This is a genomic window from Pseudomonas sp. D1-1, assembly GCF_051132225.1.
In the GTDB taxonomy this organism is placed as follows: domain Bacteria; phylum Pseudomonadota; class Gammaproteobacteria; order Pseudomonadales; family Pseudomonadaceae; genus Aquipseudomonas.
In genome coordinates this window covers 5,775,852-5,791,899 of record NZ_CP071676.1, presented here as the reverse complement: position 1 = coordinate 5,791,899, position 16,048 = coordinate 5,775,852, and the positions used below count along the sequence as shown (strand labels likewise).

Below are 16,048 nucleotides of genomic sequence, written 5' to 3'. Positions count from 1 at the left end.
TTATCGCTGCCGCAGTCCCTTATGCTGGCGAAGACTGCAATCGTCTGATTCAAAAAATCAACAGAATAGGCCCTTCGACGGCTTCTGCAGAGGCGTGAATCGCCAGAGTGGTGACGCTGATCGCATAATGTAGAGGGTTACCTGGAGGAGAGGAACCCGGTTCTTGATTGTTGCCAGGCATTACCCGAATATCTGCTCCTCCACGCGTCACCTCATGTCCATGGAAAGCGATTACCGTGACCTCATACCGCATTCAAGAAGCCGATCTCGAAATCCCCGATACCTGGCAGGACCAGAGCATCAACATTTTCAAGCTGCCGGCAGTGGGACCCGCCAAAGAGGCCAGTTTCGTCATCAGCCGCGATGCCACCCAGGGTGACGTTCCCTTTGCCGAGTACGTGGACCGCCAACTCAAAAGCGCGGAGCAGCAATTGCCGGGCTTCAAGCTGGTTCAGCGCTGGGACACGGTGCTGCATGGACACACCACCACCTTGCTGGATTACACCTGGCAGCGCGAAGGACGCGACCTGATGCTGCGCCAGGTGTTCATCGAGCGTAAGCCGTCCGTGCTGATCACCACCTTGACCACCACACCCAACGACTTCGCCTATCACGAGCCGGCCTGGAAGCTGGCGATGCATTCGCTCAAGCCACAGCCTCCGATTGCCTGAGATTCGATACGTGCCACTGCGCAGTCAGTCGAAATGAACCCTGGCACCGCCATTCGTTTGCGCGAACCGCGACCACGATCTACGAGCCATCGATACATCCCTGTGCAGTTGTACAAACCAGTAAGGTAAATTTTCGCAATGGATGCACAGGCAGCAGCACGTCTGGGTGATGAAATAGCCCACGGGTTCGGGTTGGCCGCTATGGTCGCCGGAGCCGTGGCCGGCGCCTTGATCGGCGCTGCGGTCGTTGCCGCGACGGTGGCCACGGGCGGTGTGGCGCTGGCGATCATGGCCGGCTCGATTGCCGCCGGCGGCTTGTCGATGTTCCAGATCGTCAAGGGCCTGTCCACCATATTCAACCTGCCCGAGCCGACCACGGGGGCGTTGATAATGGGCAGCTTCAACGTCTATATCAACGATCGAAATGCCATGCGGGCGGGCGAAGACATCGCCTCCTCCTGCACCGGCCTGCCGATGAACCATCCGATCTGGCCCTTTCCGGTGCTGATCGCCGAAGGCAGCGCCACGGTGTTCATCAACGGCAAACCAGCGGCGCGCCTGCACAGCAAAATGGTCTGCGGCGCCCACATCAAGACGGGCAGCCCGAACACTTTCATCGGCGGACCGACGGTGTCGGTGGCGTTTGTGCTCGACCTCGAAGGCTGGATGCACTCCGGGCTGGAAGTGTTGGGGTTGCTGGCTGCGGGCGGAGCCTTGTTACTTGCGGCTTTTGCCGGAGCTGCTGCTTTTTTCGGCGCCCTGGCCATCGGTGGTGCGTTGTATGCCGGTATGGAGCTGCTGGGAGATTTGGGTGATCGCCTCGGCCCCGGATATAGGGACCTGTTTCAAGGCGTGGCAGGAATGGCTCTGCTAGGTGCCGGGCCGAAGTTGGCACGTAAGCCCATGACTGCGGCCGAGCGGACGATCCTGGCGCGTCAGCGGCAAGAACAGATGCTCAAGGACAATCGGGGGTTCAACATTAGCCCGACGGCGTGGGACGCCTATCCGACGATTGGGCGGGCCGGTACTTTTGTTTCTGATAAGAAAGGCATCACCGACGTTATCGGGAACATCTCGGGGCGTTCCAAGATGACCATCAGTGGTAAAAAAGCAGCGGAGCTGGAACGCGCCTTTGGTTTGGAAAAAGATGCGCTTAAAGGCGGATTCAAAATCAGGCAGGTCGAGGATGTCGCAGGGCGCATGCCCAGAAGTCCGATGGAGGGGAACCAATATTTCCTGGGGCCAGGCAAACACTTGCCGGGTGGAGCTCCAGAAATGGTTGTCGAGTCGATTCCTACCAAGGATGCGGACGGTATTACCACTTTAACCGAGGTATTTGTCAGTGATTAATGATGGGCTGAAGGCGTACGTGGAAAAAGCGGACGGCGATGTGATTCGTGTCCAGGTGATGGATAACACGTTGGATTCGTCCCTGCGTGCTATCGGATTTTCTAACGCGGCAGAGAAAGATATCTACGTTTTGCAGGTCGCGGACAACACCCAGAAGGCCAAGGTATTCGATGAGCTCCGTTCGTTGGGGGTGGCCTTTTCGGCGGGCAAGGAATGGTGTCCCTCCGAAGTGTTCGAGTATCTTCGTGACGAGCAATTGCTGAGCGGCAAGTACTTGCGAGTCGCGTGGACGCAGCCTGGGCAATATCTGCTTACGGACGCATGAAGTTTCAAGATGCCCTGGTCTACCGTGAGCATGGATTCTGTGTGGGGACGGAACAGTGCTCGGGTCGATTCTATGTCTCCATACCGGTCAGCAATGGCATGGCTGACTACGAGGAGTACTACGAAATTAATCAGGCGACCTTTGAGCTATTCGAGCGTGACCCGGAAGCTGCGCTTCCTTTTGTGTCGCGTTGTAGAAAACGAGAGTTGGACGAGCTATTGATCATTCAACCGGGAACGAAGCGCGGCACAGCCATCTGACCGCCGAAAGGGCCGGTGGGTCGCAGTTTTCAATAGGTCCGTAAATACCTCGCCACGGGATCAGCGTTTTTCTTGAGTGAGTCAGGCTGGGGTTGTTCTGCGATGAATCTCACTGCTTGGCCTTTGCCGGGAATAACGCTTTCACCGCCGCCTCGATCACGCCCTTGATGCCCTTGCCCTTGGGGTCCACGGCGCTGGCGCCACCGGAGTTGAGGTCAAGGCGGCCGCCGGTGTCGATGTTGCCATTGCCACTGGCGTAGAGGTTGAACGCGGTGCCGGAGATATTGATCTCGCCACTGGCGTTGAACTCCAGCACGCTTTTGCCACACACCAGCCGAATCTGCGAACCCGCCTCGATGAGGTATTGGGTCGCGATACTGTCGCTCTTGGCCCCGCCGACGAGCAACGTGTCGTTGCGCTGTACGGCCCGCAGCCGGTCTTCGCCAATGCGTACGGTTTCGTTGCGGTCGATATTCTTGCGACGATCGCGACCCACCCAGTGGCTTTCATCCACTTCCACGGCGATGTCCTGGTTGCGCTCGGCGTGGATGTAAAGTTGCTCGGCGCCCTTTTTATCTTCCATGCGGATTTCGTTGAAATTCGTCGGCGTGCCGCCCTTGCTCGAACGACTCTTGGTACCGCTCTGGGTGGCATTGGCGGGCAACGCATAGGGGACGGTCTGTTCGGCGTTATACACACGACCGGTGACGATGGGCCTGTCAGGATCCCCTTCAAGGAAACTGACGATGACTTCCTGGCCGATGCGCGGGATCTGCACCGAGCCCCAATTCTTTCCGGCCCAAGCCTGCGACACGCGAATCCAGCACGAGCTGTTTTCGTTGGATTGATCGTGACGGTCCCAATAAAAATGCACCTTCACCCGGCCGAACTGGTCGGTCCAGATTTCCTCGCCCTTGGGTCCGACCACCAAAGCTGTCTGCGGCCCCTTGACGATGGGGCGGTGGGTGATTGCCATCGGGCGGAAGCTTTGCTGGGCGTCGATGCAGGTCAGACTGCTTTCGAACTGCGCCGAAGGCGCACCGACGCCGCTCTCGCCGCTTTCCTGAGAGAGGTAATAACGCGCGCCGACGATCAGGTATTCGCGGTTCTGGTCCTGGCGGCTGAAGCCGGTCAGGCTGAACAAATGCCCCGAGCCCAAGCCTCGGGCATTGCCGGCCAGCTCGACCTGCTCGTGCAGCGTCTGCAAGGCTTCGATGCGGGTGCGGGCGTAGTGCTCGCCGTCCTCGCTCTGCACGTAGGTACCGGGATAGTCATACAGCGGATAGTCGCCAGCGGCGTGCGGGCGCGGCATGGCCGAACGTACATCGATGCGCGCGCTGGGACGCTGGAAGTCGTAGTCGTTGAGCTCAAGCGACCCCGGCTGGACTTCCTGGGCCAGGTGCCAATCATGAATATGATCGCGTTCACGCTGCTGCTCGTTCTTCGGGTAGTACGGCACCGAGGCGTAGCCGGGCGCTTGGGTATGGGCGCCGTAGGCGTCGGCCAGCACCAGCACATGGCGACCCTGTTCATGACGGAAGAAGTAGTAGATGCCTTCCTGCTCCATCAGCCGGCTGACGAAATCGAAGCTGGTCTCACGGTACTGGACGCAGTACTCCCACTCGCGATACGGGCGGCTGAGGGCGTCTTCGAAGTCGGAGAAACCCAGGTCGCGGAACACCTGCTTGATGATCTGCGGAACCGTCAGGTTCTGGAAAATCCGGCAGTCGGAGGTGCGCGTCAGCAGCCACAGCCAGGGCCTTAGCGTGGCCTGGTAACTGGCAAACTGGCCCTGGTCGATGTTCTGGCTGAAGCGCGCGACGATGCCGTGGAAGTGCCGCTCGCCACCGCCATCCAGCTGAACGCTCACGCACATGGGTTTGCCAAGCACCTGATTGAGGTCGATGGCGTTGTCCAGCGAGTGCAGCTGCAACTCATAGTTGAACAGCCGCCCCAACTCTTCGCCGCCGCCCATGTCCTTGAGCAGCAGCACCTCGGGCCCGAGGGGGCTGGTGATTTTCGCCAGGCGGGAGGCTTGGTTGAATAGCATCGGATGTCTCGTGCAAGTTGTGTAATTGGAGTAACGCAATCAACTGTGGGAGCGAGCTTGCTCGCGATAGCGGTATGTCAGTCAACGTGGATGTTGAATGTGACTGCGCTATCGCGAGCAAGCTCGCTCCCACAGGGGTCGTGCGGTGTTTCCTGAACTCAGGCCGCGTCGCTGAAATCGTACTTCAGTTCGTTATCCACGGCGCTGATTCGCACGCCGGCCATGGCCTTGCCTTCGAGCATGCGAGTCAGGAACTCGCGGCTCATGTCCGGCAGCAGGCTGTTGGTCAGGATGGTGTCGATCATGCGCCCGCCGCTTTCGGTTTCGGTGCAGCGCGAGACGATCAGGTCGATCACCGCGTCATCGTAGTCGAAGGCCACTTTGTGAGTGCTCTCCACGCGCTTCTTGATGCGGTTGAGTTGCAGGCGGGTGATGGCCTTGAGCATCTCGTCGCTGAGCGGATAGTAGGGGATCGTCACCAGGCGGCCGAGCAGCGCCGGCGGGAATATTTCCAGCAGCGGCTGCCGCAGGGCCTTGGCGATTTCTTCCGGCTCGGGCACGTTCTGCGGGTCCTTGCAGACCTGGGCGATCAGCTCGGTGCCGGCGTTGGTGGTTAGCAGGATCAAGGTGTTCTTGAAGTCGATCACCCGGCCTTCGCCGTCCTCCATCACGCCTTTGTCGAACACTTGGAAGAAGATCTCGTGCACGTCCGGGTGGGCTTTTTCCACCTCGTCCAGCAACACCACGCTGTACGGTTTGCGCCGCACGGCTTCGGTCAGCACGCCGCCTTCGCCATAACCGATATAACCCGGTGGCGCACCCTTGAGGGTGGACACGGTGTGGGCTTCCTGGAACTCGCTCATGTTGATGGTGATGACGTTCTGTTCACCGCCGTACATGGCTTCGGCCAGGGCCAGGGCGGTTTCGGTCTTGCCCACGCCGGAGGTACCGGCGAGCATGAACACGCCGATCGGCTTGCTCGGATTGTCGAGGCCGGCGCGCGAGGTCTGGATGCGCTTGGCGATCATCTGCAGGGCATGGTCCTGGCCGATGATGCGTTTTTTCAGGTGCTGGTCGAGGTTGAGCACGGTCTCCAGTTCGTTGCGGGCCATGCGGCCCACCGGGATTCCGGTCCAGTCGGCGACCACCGAGGCCACGGCCTGGTAATCCACGGTCGGCAGGATCAGCGGGGTCTCGCCTTGCAGGGCGGTCAGGCGCTGTTGCAGGTCCACCAGTTTCTCGCGCAGGGCATGGCTGTCGTTGTCGGAAGCTTCGCTGCCGTTCTCGCTGTCCACCAGGCCGACGCGCTCGCGCAGGGTAGCGCGAGTTTCCAGCAATTCGTCGACCAGGGTTTTCTCTTCGGCCCAACGGCTTTCCAATTCGGCCAGGCGTTCGCGCTCGGCGGCGAGCAGGCTTTCGGTCTGGGTCTGGCGGGTGCCGATGGCGATGCCGATCGCATGTTCACGGGCGATGATCTGCAGTTCGGTTTCCAGTGCTTCGATGCGCCGGCGGCTGTCGTCCACTTCGGCCGGCACGGCGTGCAGGCTGATGGCAACGCGGGCGCAGGCGGTGTCCAGCAGGCTCACGGACTTGTCCGGCAACTGGCGCGCGGGAATGTAGCGGTGAGACAGCTTGACCGAGGCCTCCAGGGCCTCGTCGAGGATTTGCACCTGATGGTGTTTTTCCATGGTCGAGGCCACGCCGCGCATCATCAGCAGGGCCTTGTCTTCCGACGGCTCGGCGACTTGCACCACTTGGAAGCGCCGGGTCAGGGCCGGGTCCTTTTCGATGTGCTTCTTGTACTCGGCCCAGGTCGTGGCGGCGACGGTGCGCAAGGTGCCACGCGCCAGGGCCGGCTTCAGCAGGTTGGCCGCGTCGCCGGTACCGGCGGCGCCACCGGCACCCACCAGGGTGTGGGCTTCGTCGATGAACAGGATGATCGGTTTCGGCGAGGCCTGGACGTCTTCGATGACCTGACGCAGGCGCTGCTCGAATTCACCTTTCATGCTCGCGCCGGCCTGCAACAGGCCAACGTCGAGGCTGCGCAGCTCCACGTCCTTGAGCGAAGGCGGCACGTCACCGGCGACGATGCGCAGGGCAAAACCTTCGACCACGGCGGTCTTGCCGACGCCGGCTTCACCGGTGAGGATCGGGTTGTTCTGCCGACGACGCATGAGAATATCCACCAGTTGGCGGATCTCTTCGTCACGGCCGACGATCGGGTCGAGCTTGCCGCTGCGGGCCTGCTCGGTGAGGTCGACGGTGAAGCGCTTGAGCGCTTCCTGCTTGCCCATGGCGCTGGGGGCCATCGCGCCGCTGGCTTCGCCGGGCACGGCGCCGGCGTTGAAGCCGTCGCTGGCGGTCAGGGCGTTTTCCGGCGAGTCGCCGACGTATTCGTCAAACCGTTCGCTCAGGGCTTCGACCTTGACCTTGTCGAACTCCGACGACAGGCCCAGCAGCGCATGACGCAGGCTCGGCGTCTTGAGGATGCCCAGCACCAGGTAACCGGTGCGCACCTGGCTTTCGCCGAACATCAGGCTGCCGTAGACCCAGCCGCGTTCCACGGCTTCTTCCACGTGGGAAGACAGGTCGGTGATGGAGGTCGACCCCCGTGGCAGGCGATCCAGCGCCTCGGTCAGGTCGCGGGCCAGGCGTGCCGGCTCGATGTTGAACTGGCGGATGATGCGGTGCAGGTCCGAGTCCTGCAGTTGCAGCAATTGATGAAACCAGTGGGCCAGTTCCACATAAGGGTTACCGCGCAACTTGCAGAACACGGTGGCGGCTTCGATGGCTTTGTAGGCCACGCTGTTGAGTTTGCCGAACAACGCGGCGCGACTGATTTCACCCATGCTCATGGCTCCTTGAGGTCTGTGAGGTGTTGGCCTGTTCGGCGTAATGCCGGGCCAGTATTAGATCGTTGGCATCTTTTTCAGGGCGTCCCAGCCAGGTGTTGAAACCCAGGCGGAAACGACCATTGAGTTGTAGTGCGGGCACTTCGGGCTGCTCCAGGACCAGGTTCAGGTCCCAGTCCAGTTCGTGCCCCAGGTACTCGGCGACCCAGGCCACCAGCTCATTGAACGGTTGGCTGCCGGGCAGCATGCCCATGTAGTCGACGAGCTTGAGCGGCCCCAGGCGAATGCGGAATTTGTGCTGGCGATCCCAAACGTAGCGGCCCAGGCAGAAGTCCACGCCCAGTTGATGGGCGCTGACACCAACGCGGCTGCGCTCCGGCAGTTCCAGCCATTGGCCGACGTATTCTTCGATTTCCACCGGCAGGCCGAAGTACTCGCTGAGGATCGCTTTCAAACCGTCCGGGTAGCGGGTTTGCGCCGACAGGTGACCGCTGTAGTGCAGCTTCGCCGTATCGGGAATCAGCCCCTGGTTGAGCAGGCTCGGCATGCCCCGGCCGCTGAGTGCCGCCAGGCGCGCCGACCAGTAATCATCGTCCGGGCGATCGTGGCTGACCGTCGGCCGTGCTTCGGCCCAGGCCCGGTAGAACAGGCTGAGCAGGCGATGATGGAAGACGTCGAGAAAGCGTTTGCTGGTGCTGTCGCCATTGTTGCGTTGGCGTTCGCGCACGTATTCGGTGATGTGCAACGGCATTGGGCCGTTGGGGCCGCCGAGGCCGAAGAAGAACTGCTCCAGGCGCGCCGGCGCACCGTCGACGCCCGGTTGCACCGAGGCCAGGGTCGCCGGGGCGAAGGTGCACTCGGCCTGTTGCCCGAGACGCAGCGGATCATCGGCCAGGCGCAGGGAATGGCCCAGGCGCGGCAGTTCGGGGGATTCGCATTCGATGCGCCGCAACGCCTGGAAGAAGTCGTATTCCCAGGGTTCCTGGTGCATCGCTTCCAGGGTACTCACAGGGTCGGACGACGTCCGGGCTTGGCTTTCCATCGCATGATCTCGCCGCGTTCGGTGGTACGGATCACCGTCTCGGTAAAACTGTTGATCGACACGTAGCGTGCCAGGAAGCGTTCGAACACCGCGCCGAGCAGGAACACCCCGGTGCCGCGAAACGCGTTTTCATCGAATTCCAGGGTGATCTCCAGGCCGCGACCAAACACGATCGGGCCGGGCATCGGCAGGCGCCGGGTGCAGGCCTTGCTGCTGACTTCGCGCAGGCCTTCGATCTGCAATTGCAGCGCCGCATCGTTGCTGTCGCCATACAGGCGCAGCAGTTCGCGCAGGGCGGCCGCGCCCTGGCCTTGTTCGCTCAAGGACAGGTAGTTCAGCGACAGCTGGCTGATCAGCCGCCAGGCCTTGGCGTCGTGGGCATGGCTCGCCCGTGGGCGACTCGGCCCGGCGACGCAGCGCACCGCGCCAACCGGCGCACTGTCGGCCAGGGTGAAGTCGGTCTTGCCGTTGCCCACGCTCATGAACAGCGGCAGGTCACGGTTGGTGCACAGCGCGGTTACGCCCAATTGACGCAGGTCGTGGCGATAAGGCGTTTGCTGGCTGTCCACCAGGCTGACGAAGGTCTCGCTGCCGATATAGGTCGAGCGCGGGCCGTTGCGGCGTTGATCGCTGGACAGCACGCGCGGTTCGCGGCGCACCGTGTAATAGGCCTTGTCGCGGCCATAGCGGGACGGATCGCGCACGGCGTAGAAGGGCAGGAACGGCTGCTCCGGGCCGGTGCCGTGGCCGGCCAGCCCGGTCAGCGAATGCACTTCGAAATCCATCGGCCGGGTGCGGTCGGCAATCACATGATGTTCGTTGACCCGGTCCGACAAGTGAATGCGGTCCAGGCGTTTGGGAAACAGATTGATCGCCGGTGTGCAGAACGGCAGGAACTGCGCAGCGCCGACGCTGCCTTCCAGGCTCGGATCGTGGCGGTCGAACAGCACGATCAGCTCAAGCTCCTGGCCGTCGCAACGCTTGACCGCGCGGCCGAGCTGGGTGAAATCGACGAACAGGAAGCGGTGCGGCAGGGCGAAATATTCCTGCAACAGGCGATAACCCTGGAACGCCCGCGACACCACCGGCAGCGCGGCCTCGGCGTCATCGAAGCCTTGCGCGCGCAACGCATCCTGCGGCAACCGTTCGACCCAGTTGCCGCCGGGCTGGCGGGCGAACACCGCGCAGGCATTACCCAGCAGTTGTTCGTAGAGGCGGAAGGGCTGTTCATCGGCGCCGCTCAAGTACAGCGGCAGATTGTCCAGGGCCAGGCTGTTGAATGGCAGTTCGGCGCCGGTGCGCAGGGTCAGGCGCAGGCCGGCCTTGGCTTTCGGTTCGCTGGCGGCCAGGCGCCCGAGTACCGCGGACGGGTTGCCGAAGTACTCGGCCTGGCTGACCTGCAACGGCCACAACGTCACCGCGTGGGCGGTGCGGTACTCGCAGCAGGTCTGGGATTCGCGACCCAGGGCAGCGCGCAGGACGGTGTCACGGGGCAGCGGGAAACCGCTGCTCAGCGAACCTTCGTCCGGGTCGGCCTGCATCTGCACCACGGTCATCGACGGCGTCGGTGCCAGGTAATGCGGATAGGCGATTTCCAACAGGTTGTGGGTGAACGTCGGGTATTCGGCGTCGAGCTTGAGCTGCACCCGTGCCGTCAAATAAGCGAAGCCTTCCAGCAGGCGCTCGACGTAAGGGTCGGCGCAGTCCATGCCGGCCAGCGACAACCGGCTGGCAATCTTCGGGTATTCCTGGGCGAACTCCGCCGCGCTTTCGCGCACGTGGTGCAGCTCCTGGTTGTACAGCTCCAGCAGGCGCGGATTCATGGGCGTCTCCGCTGGTCGGCGTTGACTACGCGCACGTGGCCGGTCTCCAGATCCAGGTCGGTCTGCAGCATCAGGCGCAGCGGCACCGGCTGGGCCCAGAGATCGCCTTCGATCTCGAAGCTCAGGGCGTTATGGTTCATCTCGGCGGTTGCTCGGGCGCGCACGCGCAGGGTGTGGCGCAAGATACGCGGCTCGAAGGTGGCGATGGCCTGGTGGATCAAGGTTTCCAGCGCGGGCACATCGATGTTCGAGGCACTGTTGCCGGCTAGCGCCGGCAGCCCGAAATTCACCACCGAGGTGCCCGCCGGGGTGTGCACCGTGGCATCGGCGTCGAGCAATGACGTGGTGTTGAGCAGCCACGCCAGGTCACGCAGCACCGAGGCTTTTAATTGGGTAAGGGACAGCACGCGCTTGTCGGCGCTTTCCTTCGGGTTGCTCGGATCGTCGTCGGTCAGCCGGTCCAGCAGGGACGGTTGCAGGCGATCGCGGGTGGCGATTTCGGTTACCAAGTGAAATGGCCCGTGTAATTCTTCTGGTCACCTGTGCCGCGCATGCAACTGGCGTTGCGAGCGATGATCGAGGGTTCGAGTTGGCCTTTGAACTGGCGTATGGCGCGATACTCGGAGCGACACTCCTGATTGTTATGAGGACCAGCCGCTACATGGACAACGATGACAATGGGCACGTTATTGAAGGTTTCGACATGGGGTTTGCCTTGTCGATCGACCGTGAACTGGCAGGGCCAGGCCAAGTCGAGTGGCATCAGGGTCTGGTCGGGCTTGCGGAGCACGCAGCGCGCCTGGTCGTTCTCCAGCGTCAGCGTTTGCCCACCCATCGAGACGACATGCTCCACCGGGGCGGAGGAAGTCGCCGATGGCGACTGCTGCTGGGCACAGGCGGTCAGGCTGGTCAACAGACAGCCGACCCATATCGCGCAATGGGCCTTGATCATACGAGCTCCCAGAACCAGATCGCTCGGGATCGATAGGCCGGATCGTCATAACCGAGGGTCAGGCCACGGTTCCAGAGGTCGATATGATCGCCGGTACGACCCTCCGAGGCTTCCCCCACTTGCTGGAAACAATCCTTGAAGAAAATCAGGCCCGTCTTGTCTTGCAGTTTGCGTCGGTCCGCGGCGGTTCCGCCGAGAATCGTCGGGCGGCCCAGATGATGTTTCCACAACCAATTTGCCAATGACTCGGCCCCACGCGCATGCCCATGGGCACATTTGGGTTCGGTGTAGGTGGACTTGTTGACCTTGATGGTCAGTTCGGTATTGAGCGTGATGCTCATGCGAATCGCGCACTGATTTGCCCAAGGGCCGTCGCAAGGTTTCGCGTCGGGATGGGTGGCCAGCAAATCGGAATAGGCTTTCCACAAATTGATAAACGCAGGCTTGGCCATGACTCAGACACCGGAAGGGAAAGGATGGGTTGCGAGCAAGCACCAAACACCCCCGGCGCGTGGCGCCGGGGGCGTGTTCGATTACACCTTGACGTTCTGACGGATGTTCCAGCCGAACTTGACCGGACCGCCTTCCTTGGTGCCGTCGGCTTTCTGTGGCTGGTAGTCCACCAGCACCTTGGCGAAGTTCAGGGTGACGTTTTCGGTCAGACGATCATCGCCGCCCGAGCCGCCGGTGCTCAGGGAAGTGATCAGTACTTCTTCCAGGTTGATGATCATGTACTCGACCTGGCTTTCGCCGCCGGCCTTGCGCACGGTCAGCTTGACCTTGTCGACGTGCTTGCCGCTGGCGCAGTGCATCATCAGGTTCGGCGAAGCCTTGTCGACGTACTTGGTCAGCGACAGGTCCTGGATGCTCACCTTGCCCGCGCCACCGCCACTGCCGACGTGCATGTTACCGGTCTGGGACATGCCCCAGCTCCAGTTCAGGACGTCGATCTCGTCCTTGTGGACCTTGTCCATGGACTCGCCCTTGATGTCGCCGATCTTGATGAAAATATCAACAGCCATGTTTTCTCCCTGTGTGGTCTTTACCACATTGTTTGGTTGACGCTGACCTTGCGAAAATTTTTGTTGCCGACCGGAACCAGGGTGTTCTCCAACCCACTGAAGACCCCTGTGGGAGCGAGCCTGCTCGCGAAGGCGATGTCTCAGGCAACACAAGTGGCGACTGATGCACCGCTTTCGCGAGCAGGCTCGCTCCCACATTTTTCCATTGCGTACCGCTCAGTAAATCCTTACGCGCCCTTGGCCGACGGCAGTTTCGATACCAGGCGCAACGACACGGTCAGCCCTTCGAGCTGATAGTGCGGGCGCAGGTAGAACTTGGAGTTGTAGTACCCCGGGTTGCCTTCGACTTCTTCGACGATCACTTCGGCGGCAGCCAGTGGATGCTGGGCCTTGGTGGTCTCGGTGGAGTGCGCCGGATCACCGTCGACGTAGTTGAGGATCCAGTCCTGCAACCAGCGCTGCATCTCGTCCTTCTCTTTGAAGGAGCCGATCTTGTCGCGCACGATGCACTTCAGGTAATGGGCGAAACGGCAGGTGGCGAACAGGTACGGCAGGCGCGCGGCCAGGTTGGCGTTGGCGGTGGCGTCCGGGTCGTCGTATTCGGCCGGTTTCTGCAACGACTGGGCGCCGATGAAGGCGGCAAAGTCGGTGTTCTTCTTGTGCAGCAGCGGCATGAAACCGTTCTTCGCCAGTTCCGCTTCACGGCGGTCCGAAATGGCGATTTCGGTCGGGCACTTCATGTCCACGCCACCGTCATCGGTAGGGAACGTATGAGCCGGCAGGTTTTCCACTTCACCGCCCGATTCCACGCCGCGGATGCGCGAGCACCAGCCGAAGTGTTTGAACGAGCGGTTGATGTTCACGGCCATCGCATAGGCGGCGTTGGCCCAGGTGTACTTGGAGCTGTCGGCGCCGTCGGTGCTTTCTTCGAAGGCGAAGGCTTCCACCGGATCGGTCTTGGCGCCATACGGCAGGCGCGCCAGGAAGCGCGGCATGGTCAGGCCGATGTAGCGCGAGTCTTCCGATTCACGCAGCGAACGCCAGCCGGCGTATTCCGGAGTGGTGAAGATCTTGGTCAGGTCGCGCGGGTTCGACAGTTCCTGCCACGAGCCCATGCCCATTACCGTCGGCGAGGCGGCGGCAATGAATGGCGCGTGCATGGCGGCGCAGACTTTCGACAGCTCGCCCAGCAGTTCCACGTCCGGTGGCGACTGGTCGAAGTAGTAGTCGCCGACCAGGCAGCCGTAAGGCTCGCCGCCGAACTGGCCGTATTCTTCTTCATACATCTTCTTGAAGAGCGGGCTCTGGTCCCACGCGGTGCCCTTGAATTTCTTCAGGGTCTTGTGCAGGTCGGTCTTGGAGATGTTGAGCACGCGGATCTTGAGCTGCTCATCGGTCTCGGTGTTGTTGACCAGGTAATGCAGGCCACGCCAGGCGCTTTCCAGTTGCTGGAAGTCCGGGTGGTGGATGACCTGATTGACCTGGGCGGTGAGCTTGGCGTCGATCGCGGCGATGATCGACTCGATCGACTTGATGGCGTCGTTGGACACCAGGTCGGTCTGCGCCAGGGCCTGTTCGGCCAGCGTGCGCACGGCGGTCTCGACGGCTTCGCGGGCGCGTTCGGTCTTGGGCTTGAACTCTTGCAGCAGCAGCGAGGCGAACTCGCTGGTTTCTTCGGTGGCGCCCAGGTTCTGGGGCTGATTGTCGCGTACCAAATCGTTCATGATCGTTTGTCCTTAAGCCTTGGGCTCTGCATCGGCGGGCTTTGGCGCGCTGGCAAGGGCCTGCAGCAGCGCTGGGTCCTTGATCGCCTTCATGATGATTTCCTCGGCGCCGGTCTTGCCGTCCATGTAGGTCAGCAGGTTGGCCAGTTGAGTGCGCGCTTCGAGCAGCTTGTTCAGCGAATCGATCTTGCGGGCCACGGCCGCAGGGCTGAAGTCGTCCATGCTTTCGAACGTCAGGTCCAGGCTCAGGTTGCCTTCGCCGGTCAGTTCGTTAGGCACATGGAACGCCACGCGAGGCTGCATGGCCTTGAGACGCGAGTCGAAGTTGTCGACGTCGATCTCGAGGAACTTGCGATCGGCCACCGGCGCCAGAGGCTCCGCGGGCTTGCCGGCCAGGTCCGCCATTACCCCCATGACGAAGGGCAACTGGACCTTTTTCTCGGCGCCGTAGAGCTCGACGTCGTACTCGATCTGCACTCGAGGCGCGCGGTTGCGCGCGATGAATTTCTGAGAACTTTGCTTCGCCACGTTGCTGCTCCTGGTCGCTTGAGCGACGGTGTTGGCGTCATCGGGGGTACCTATGACGTGACTGCGTGATCCGCTCGCTTTTTATTCGCTTTCCGGGCCGCGCAGGTTTTCAAATTGACTCATGCCGTCGGGAATCAGGTTGCGTACGATCGCCGCGAAATCGGCGTGCACCAGATTCTTCGCCCGGTTCAACAGCACCGGCAGCGGGCTGGAGGGCTCATGACGGGTGTAGTACGCCAGGATCCGGTCCAGGCTGCGCAGGACATCGTCGCGGTTGTTGATTTCTCCGGCGACGGTACTGCGCGGCGTGCTGGGGGCGCTGGCGTATTCAACCGGCGCGGCGTTGTCGGTTTCGACGGGATCGACAAGGGCACTGTCGCCGCTCTGCGGGGCGAACTGACCGAGAATCTGCAGGGCCATCTTCAGCGGTTGTTTCAGCGGGCCGAGGTCCACGCCCTGGGCGGAACCGACCTGGTCGCTGACTTGCTGTTCGATGGATTCGGCGGCGCTACGGGCTTCCAGCAGGGCGGCACGAATGACTTCCAGCTGCTCGGGATCGCTGTCGAGCAGGGCGCCGGCGAGTTGTTCGGCGCCGAGGCTTTCATCGGGGAAACTCTGCAAGCCGCTGGCGTTGGCGGCGGCGCGCAGGCTGACGTTGCCGAACGTGCGCGAGCGAGCCAGGATGCTTTCGCGCAGCAGGCGGATGGTGACGTCCGACGTCAGGCCGGCAAGGGCATTGATGCGCACGGTGGGGTCGTTGTCATCATCGGCATCCAGGCGCGGGTGCAGGTCGGCCCAGTATTGCTTGAGCAGCTCGTTGATCAGCGTCAATACACGGGCCAGGCCGGGAATGCCTTCCAGGGCCAGGGAGCTTTGCAGCAGGAAATGGGTGATGCGCAGGTCTTTGCTGCGCGCGAGCAGGTCCAGGCTTTGCTGCTGGATGCTGCGCCATTCAGGGGGTTCTGCAGGCAGAATCGAGTCGCCCATGCTGCGCTCGGGCTGGCCTCGGGAGTCGCGTTCCAGGCGCAAGAAATCCGCGTCATATTCCAGGTCTTCACCGCAAGGCGAATTCGCGGAAACGGCGGCGAGCAGCAAAGGCACATCCACTTGGATCGATCTCCCTATCACCCGCTGAAGAAGTCGGGCAGTGCACATGAAAGTTTCGGATGAAACTTCACATGTTCCTTGACCGTAATGGCGCTATAAGTGCGAGATGATCTTAAAGTGCCATCATGTATATTCAAGAAGTTGTGCATTTTTGGTGTAGTACTTATCCCTTGTCAAGGTAAGCTATTTCGCCGATGTGACAGTTGTGAGGTGCTTAACAACCCGCGCGACTGGTAGGTCGAAGCAGGCACCGATGCAGGTTTTTTTGTCACGCAGGCCGGTTAAGATCAGCAATCATGCTGGCAAAACGCCGTTCCGGGTTGTTTGCAAGGTTTTTAGCGC

Annotated in this window: 15 protein-coding genes; 4 read left to right on the top strand and 11 right to left on the bottom strand. The window is 61.6% G+C overall.

All coding sequences use genetic code 11. From position 1 onward, the window contains the following. The first annotated feature begins 236 nt into the window (after window positions 1-236). The 4 genes from J3P86_RS26235 (at window position 237) to J3P86_RS26220 (ending at window position 2,606) form a co-directional block, all read left to right on the top strand. Window positions 237-671 carry a DUF1795 domain-containing protein gene (locus J3P86_RS26235; protein ID WP_434699131.1) on the top strand — a complete coding sequence of 145 codons (435 nt, stop codon included), beginning with the start codon at window positions 237-239 and terminating at the stop codon, window positions 669-671. A 138-nt stretch (window positions 672-809) separates the two neighbouring features. Continuing rightward, the gene (locus tag J3P86_RS26230) at window positions 810-2,021 is read left to right on the top strand and encodes a PAAR domain-containing protein (RefSeq protein WP_434627050.1); all 1,212 of its coding nucleotides are present in this window, start codon (window positions 810-812) and stop codon (window positions 2,019-2,021) included. Between the two features lie 19 nt (window positions 2,022-2,040). Further along, window positions 2,041-2,346 carry a hypothetical protein gene (locus J3P86_RS26225; protein ID WP_434627052.1) on the top strand — a complete coding sequence of 102 codons (306 nt, stop codon included), beginning with the start codon at window positions 2,041-2,043 and terminating at the stop codon, window positions 2,344-2,346. Next, window positions 2,343-2,606: a hypothetical protein gene (locus tag J3P86_RS26220; protein ID WP_434699130.1), complete on the top strand. Its 264-nt coding sequence runs from the start codon at window positions 2,343-2,345 to the stop codon at window positions 2,604-2,606. Before J3P86_RS26225 ends, J3P86_RS26220 begins: the two co-directional genes overlap by 4 nt. Window positions 2,607-2,715: 109 nt before the next feature. Here J3P86_RS26220 and J3P86_RS26215 read toward each other — a convergent pair whose 3' ends face one another. From J3P86_RS26215 to tssA, 11 genes are all read right to left on the bottom strand, one after another. After that, window positions 2,716-4,656, bottom strand: a complete 1,941-nt coding sequence (locus J3P86_RS26215; RefSeq protein WP_434699129.1) for a type VI secretion system tip protein VgrG — start codon at window positions 4,654-4,656, stop codon at window positions 2,716-2,718. Between the two features lie 158 nt (window positions 4,657-4,814). Beyond that, window positions 4,815-7,505: a type VI secretion system ATPase TssH gene (tssH, locus tag J3P86_RS26210; protein WP_434627058.1), complete on the bottom strand. Its 2,691-nt coding sequence runs from the start codon at window positions 7,503-7,505 to the stop codon at window positions 4,815-4,817. Further along, window positions 7,498-8,550 carry a type VI secretion system baseplate subunit TssG gene (tssG, locus tag J3P86_RS26205; protein WP_434602271.1) on the bottom strand — a complete coding sequence of 351 codons (1,053 nt, stop codon included), beginning with the start codon at window positions 8,548-8,550 and terminating at the stop codon, window positions 7,498-7,500. Before tssG ends, tssH begins: the two co-directional genes overlap by 8 nt. After that, window positions 8,514-10,373 carry a type VI secretion system baseplate subunit TssF gene (gene tssF, locus J3P86_RS26200; protein ID WP_305497869.1) on the bottom strand — a complete coding sequence of 620 codons (1,860 nt, stop codon included), beginning with the start codon at window positions 10,371-10,373 and terminating at the stop codon, window positions 8,514-8,516. The genes tssG and tssF overlap by 37 nt, the downstream gene beginning before the upstream one ends. Beyond that, window positions 10,370-10,882 (bottom strand): type VI secretion system baseplate subunit TssE, encoded by a 513-nt coding sequence (tssE, locus tag J3P86_RS26195; protein WP_434627060.1) that lies wholly within the window; start codon window positions 10,880-10,882, stop codon window positions 10,370-10,372. Before tssE ends, tssF begins: the two co-directional genes overlap by 4 nt. Next, window positions 10,876-11,325: a hypothetical protein gene (locus J3P86_RS26190; RefSeq protein ID WP_434627062.1), complete on the bottom strand. Its 450-nt coding sequence runs from the start codon at window positions 11,323-11,325 to the stop codon at window positions 10,876-10,878. The genes tssE and J3P86_RS26190 overlap by 7 nt, the downstream gene beginning before the upstream one ends. Next, a complete protein-coding gene (locus J3P86_RS26185) occupies window positions 11,322-11,777 on the bottom strand; it encodes a type VI secretion system amidase effector protein Tae4 (RefSeq protein ID WP_434627064.1) in 456 nt (151 codons plus the stop codon). Before J3P86_RS26185 ends, J3P86_RS26190 begins: the two co-directional genes overlap by 4 nt. An 81-nt stretch (window positions 11,778-11,858) precedes the next feature. After that, window positions 11,859-12,347: an Hcp family type VI secretion system effector gene (locus J3P86_RS26180; protein WP_186615146.1), complete on the bottom strand. Its 489-nt coding sequence runs from the start codon at window positions 12,345-12,347 to the stop codon at window positions 11,859-11,861. 227 nt (window positions 12,348-12,574) lie between these two features. Then, complete coding sequence (tssC, locus tag J3P86_RS26175; protein ID WP_305497874.1) at window positions 12,575-14,071, bottom strand: type VI secretion system contractile sheath large subunit; 1,497 nt, start codon at window positions 14,069-14,071, stop codon at window positions 12,575-12,577. Window positions 14,072-14,083: 12 nt separating this feature from the next. Further along, on the bottom strand, window positions 14,084-14,599 hold the full coding sequence (gene tssB, locus J3P86_RS26170; RefSeq protein ID WP_186633609.1) for a type VI secretion system contractile sheath small subunit: 516 nt from the start codon (window positions 14,597-14,599) through the stop codon (window positions 14,084-14,086). Between the two features lie 81 nt (window positions 14,600-14,680). Next, a complete protein-coding gene (gene tssA, locus J3P86_RS26165; RefSeq protein WP_434654682.1) occupies window positions 14,681-15,706 on the bottom strand; it encodes a type VI secretion system protein TssA in 1,026 nt (341 codons plus the stop codon). Window positions 15,707-16,048: the final 342 nt, after the last annotated feature.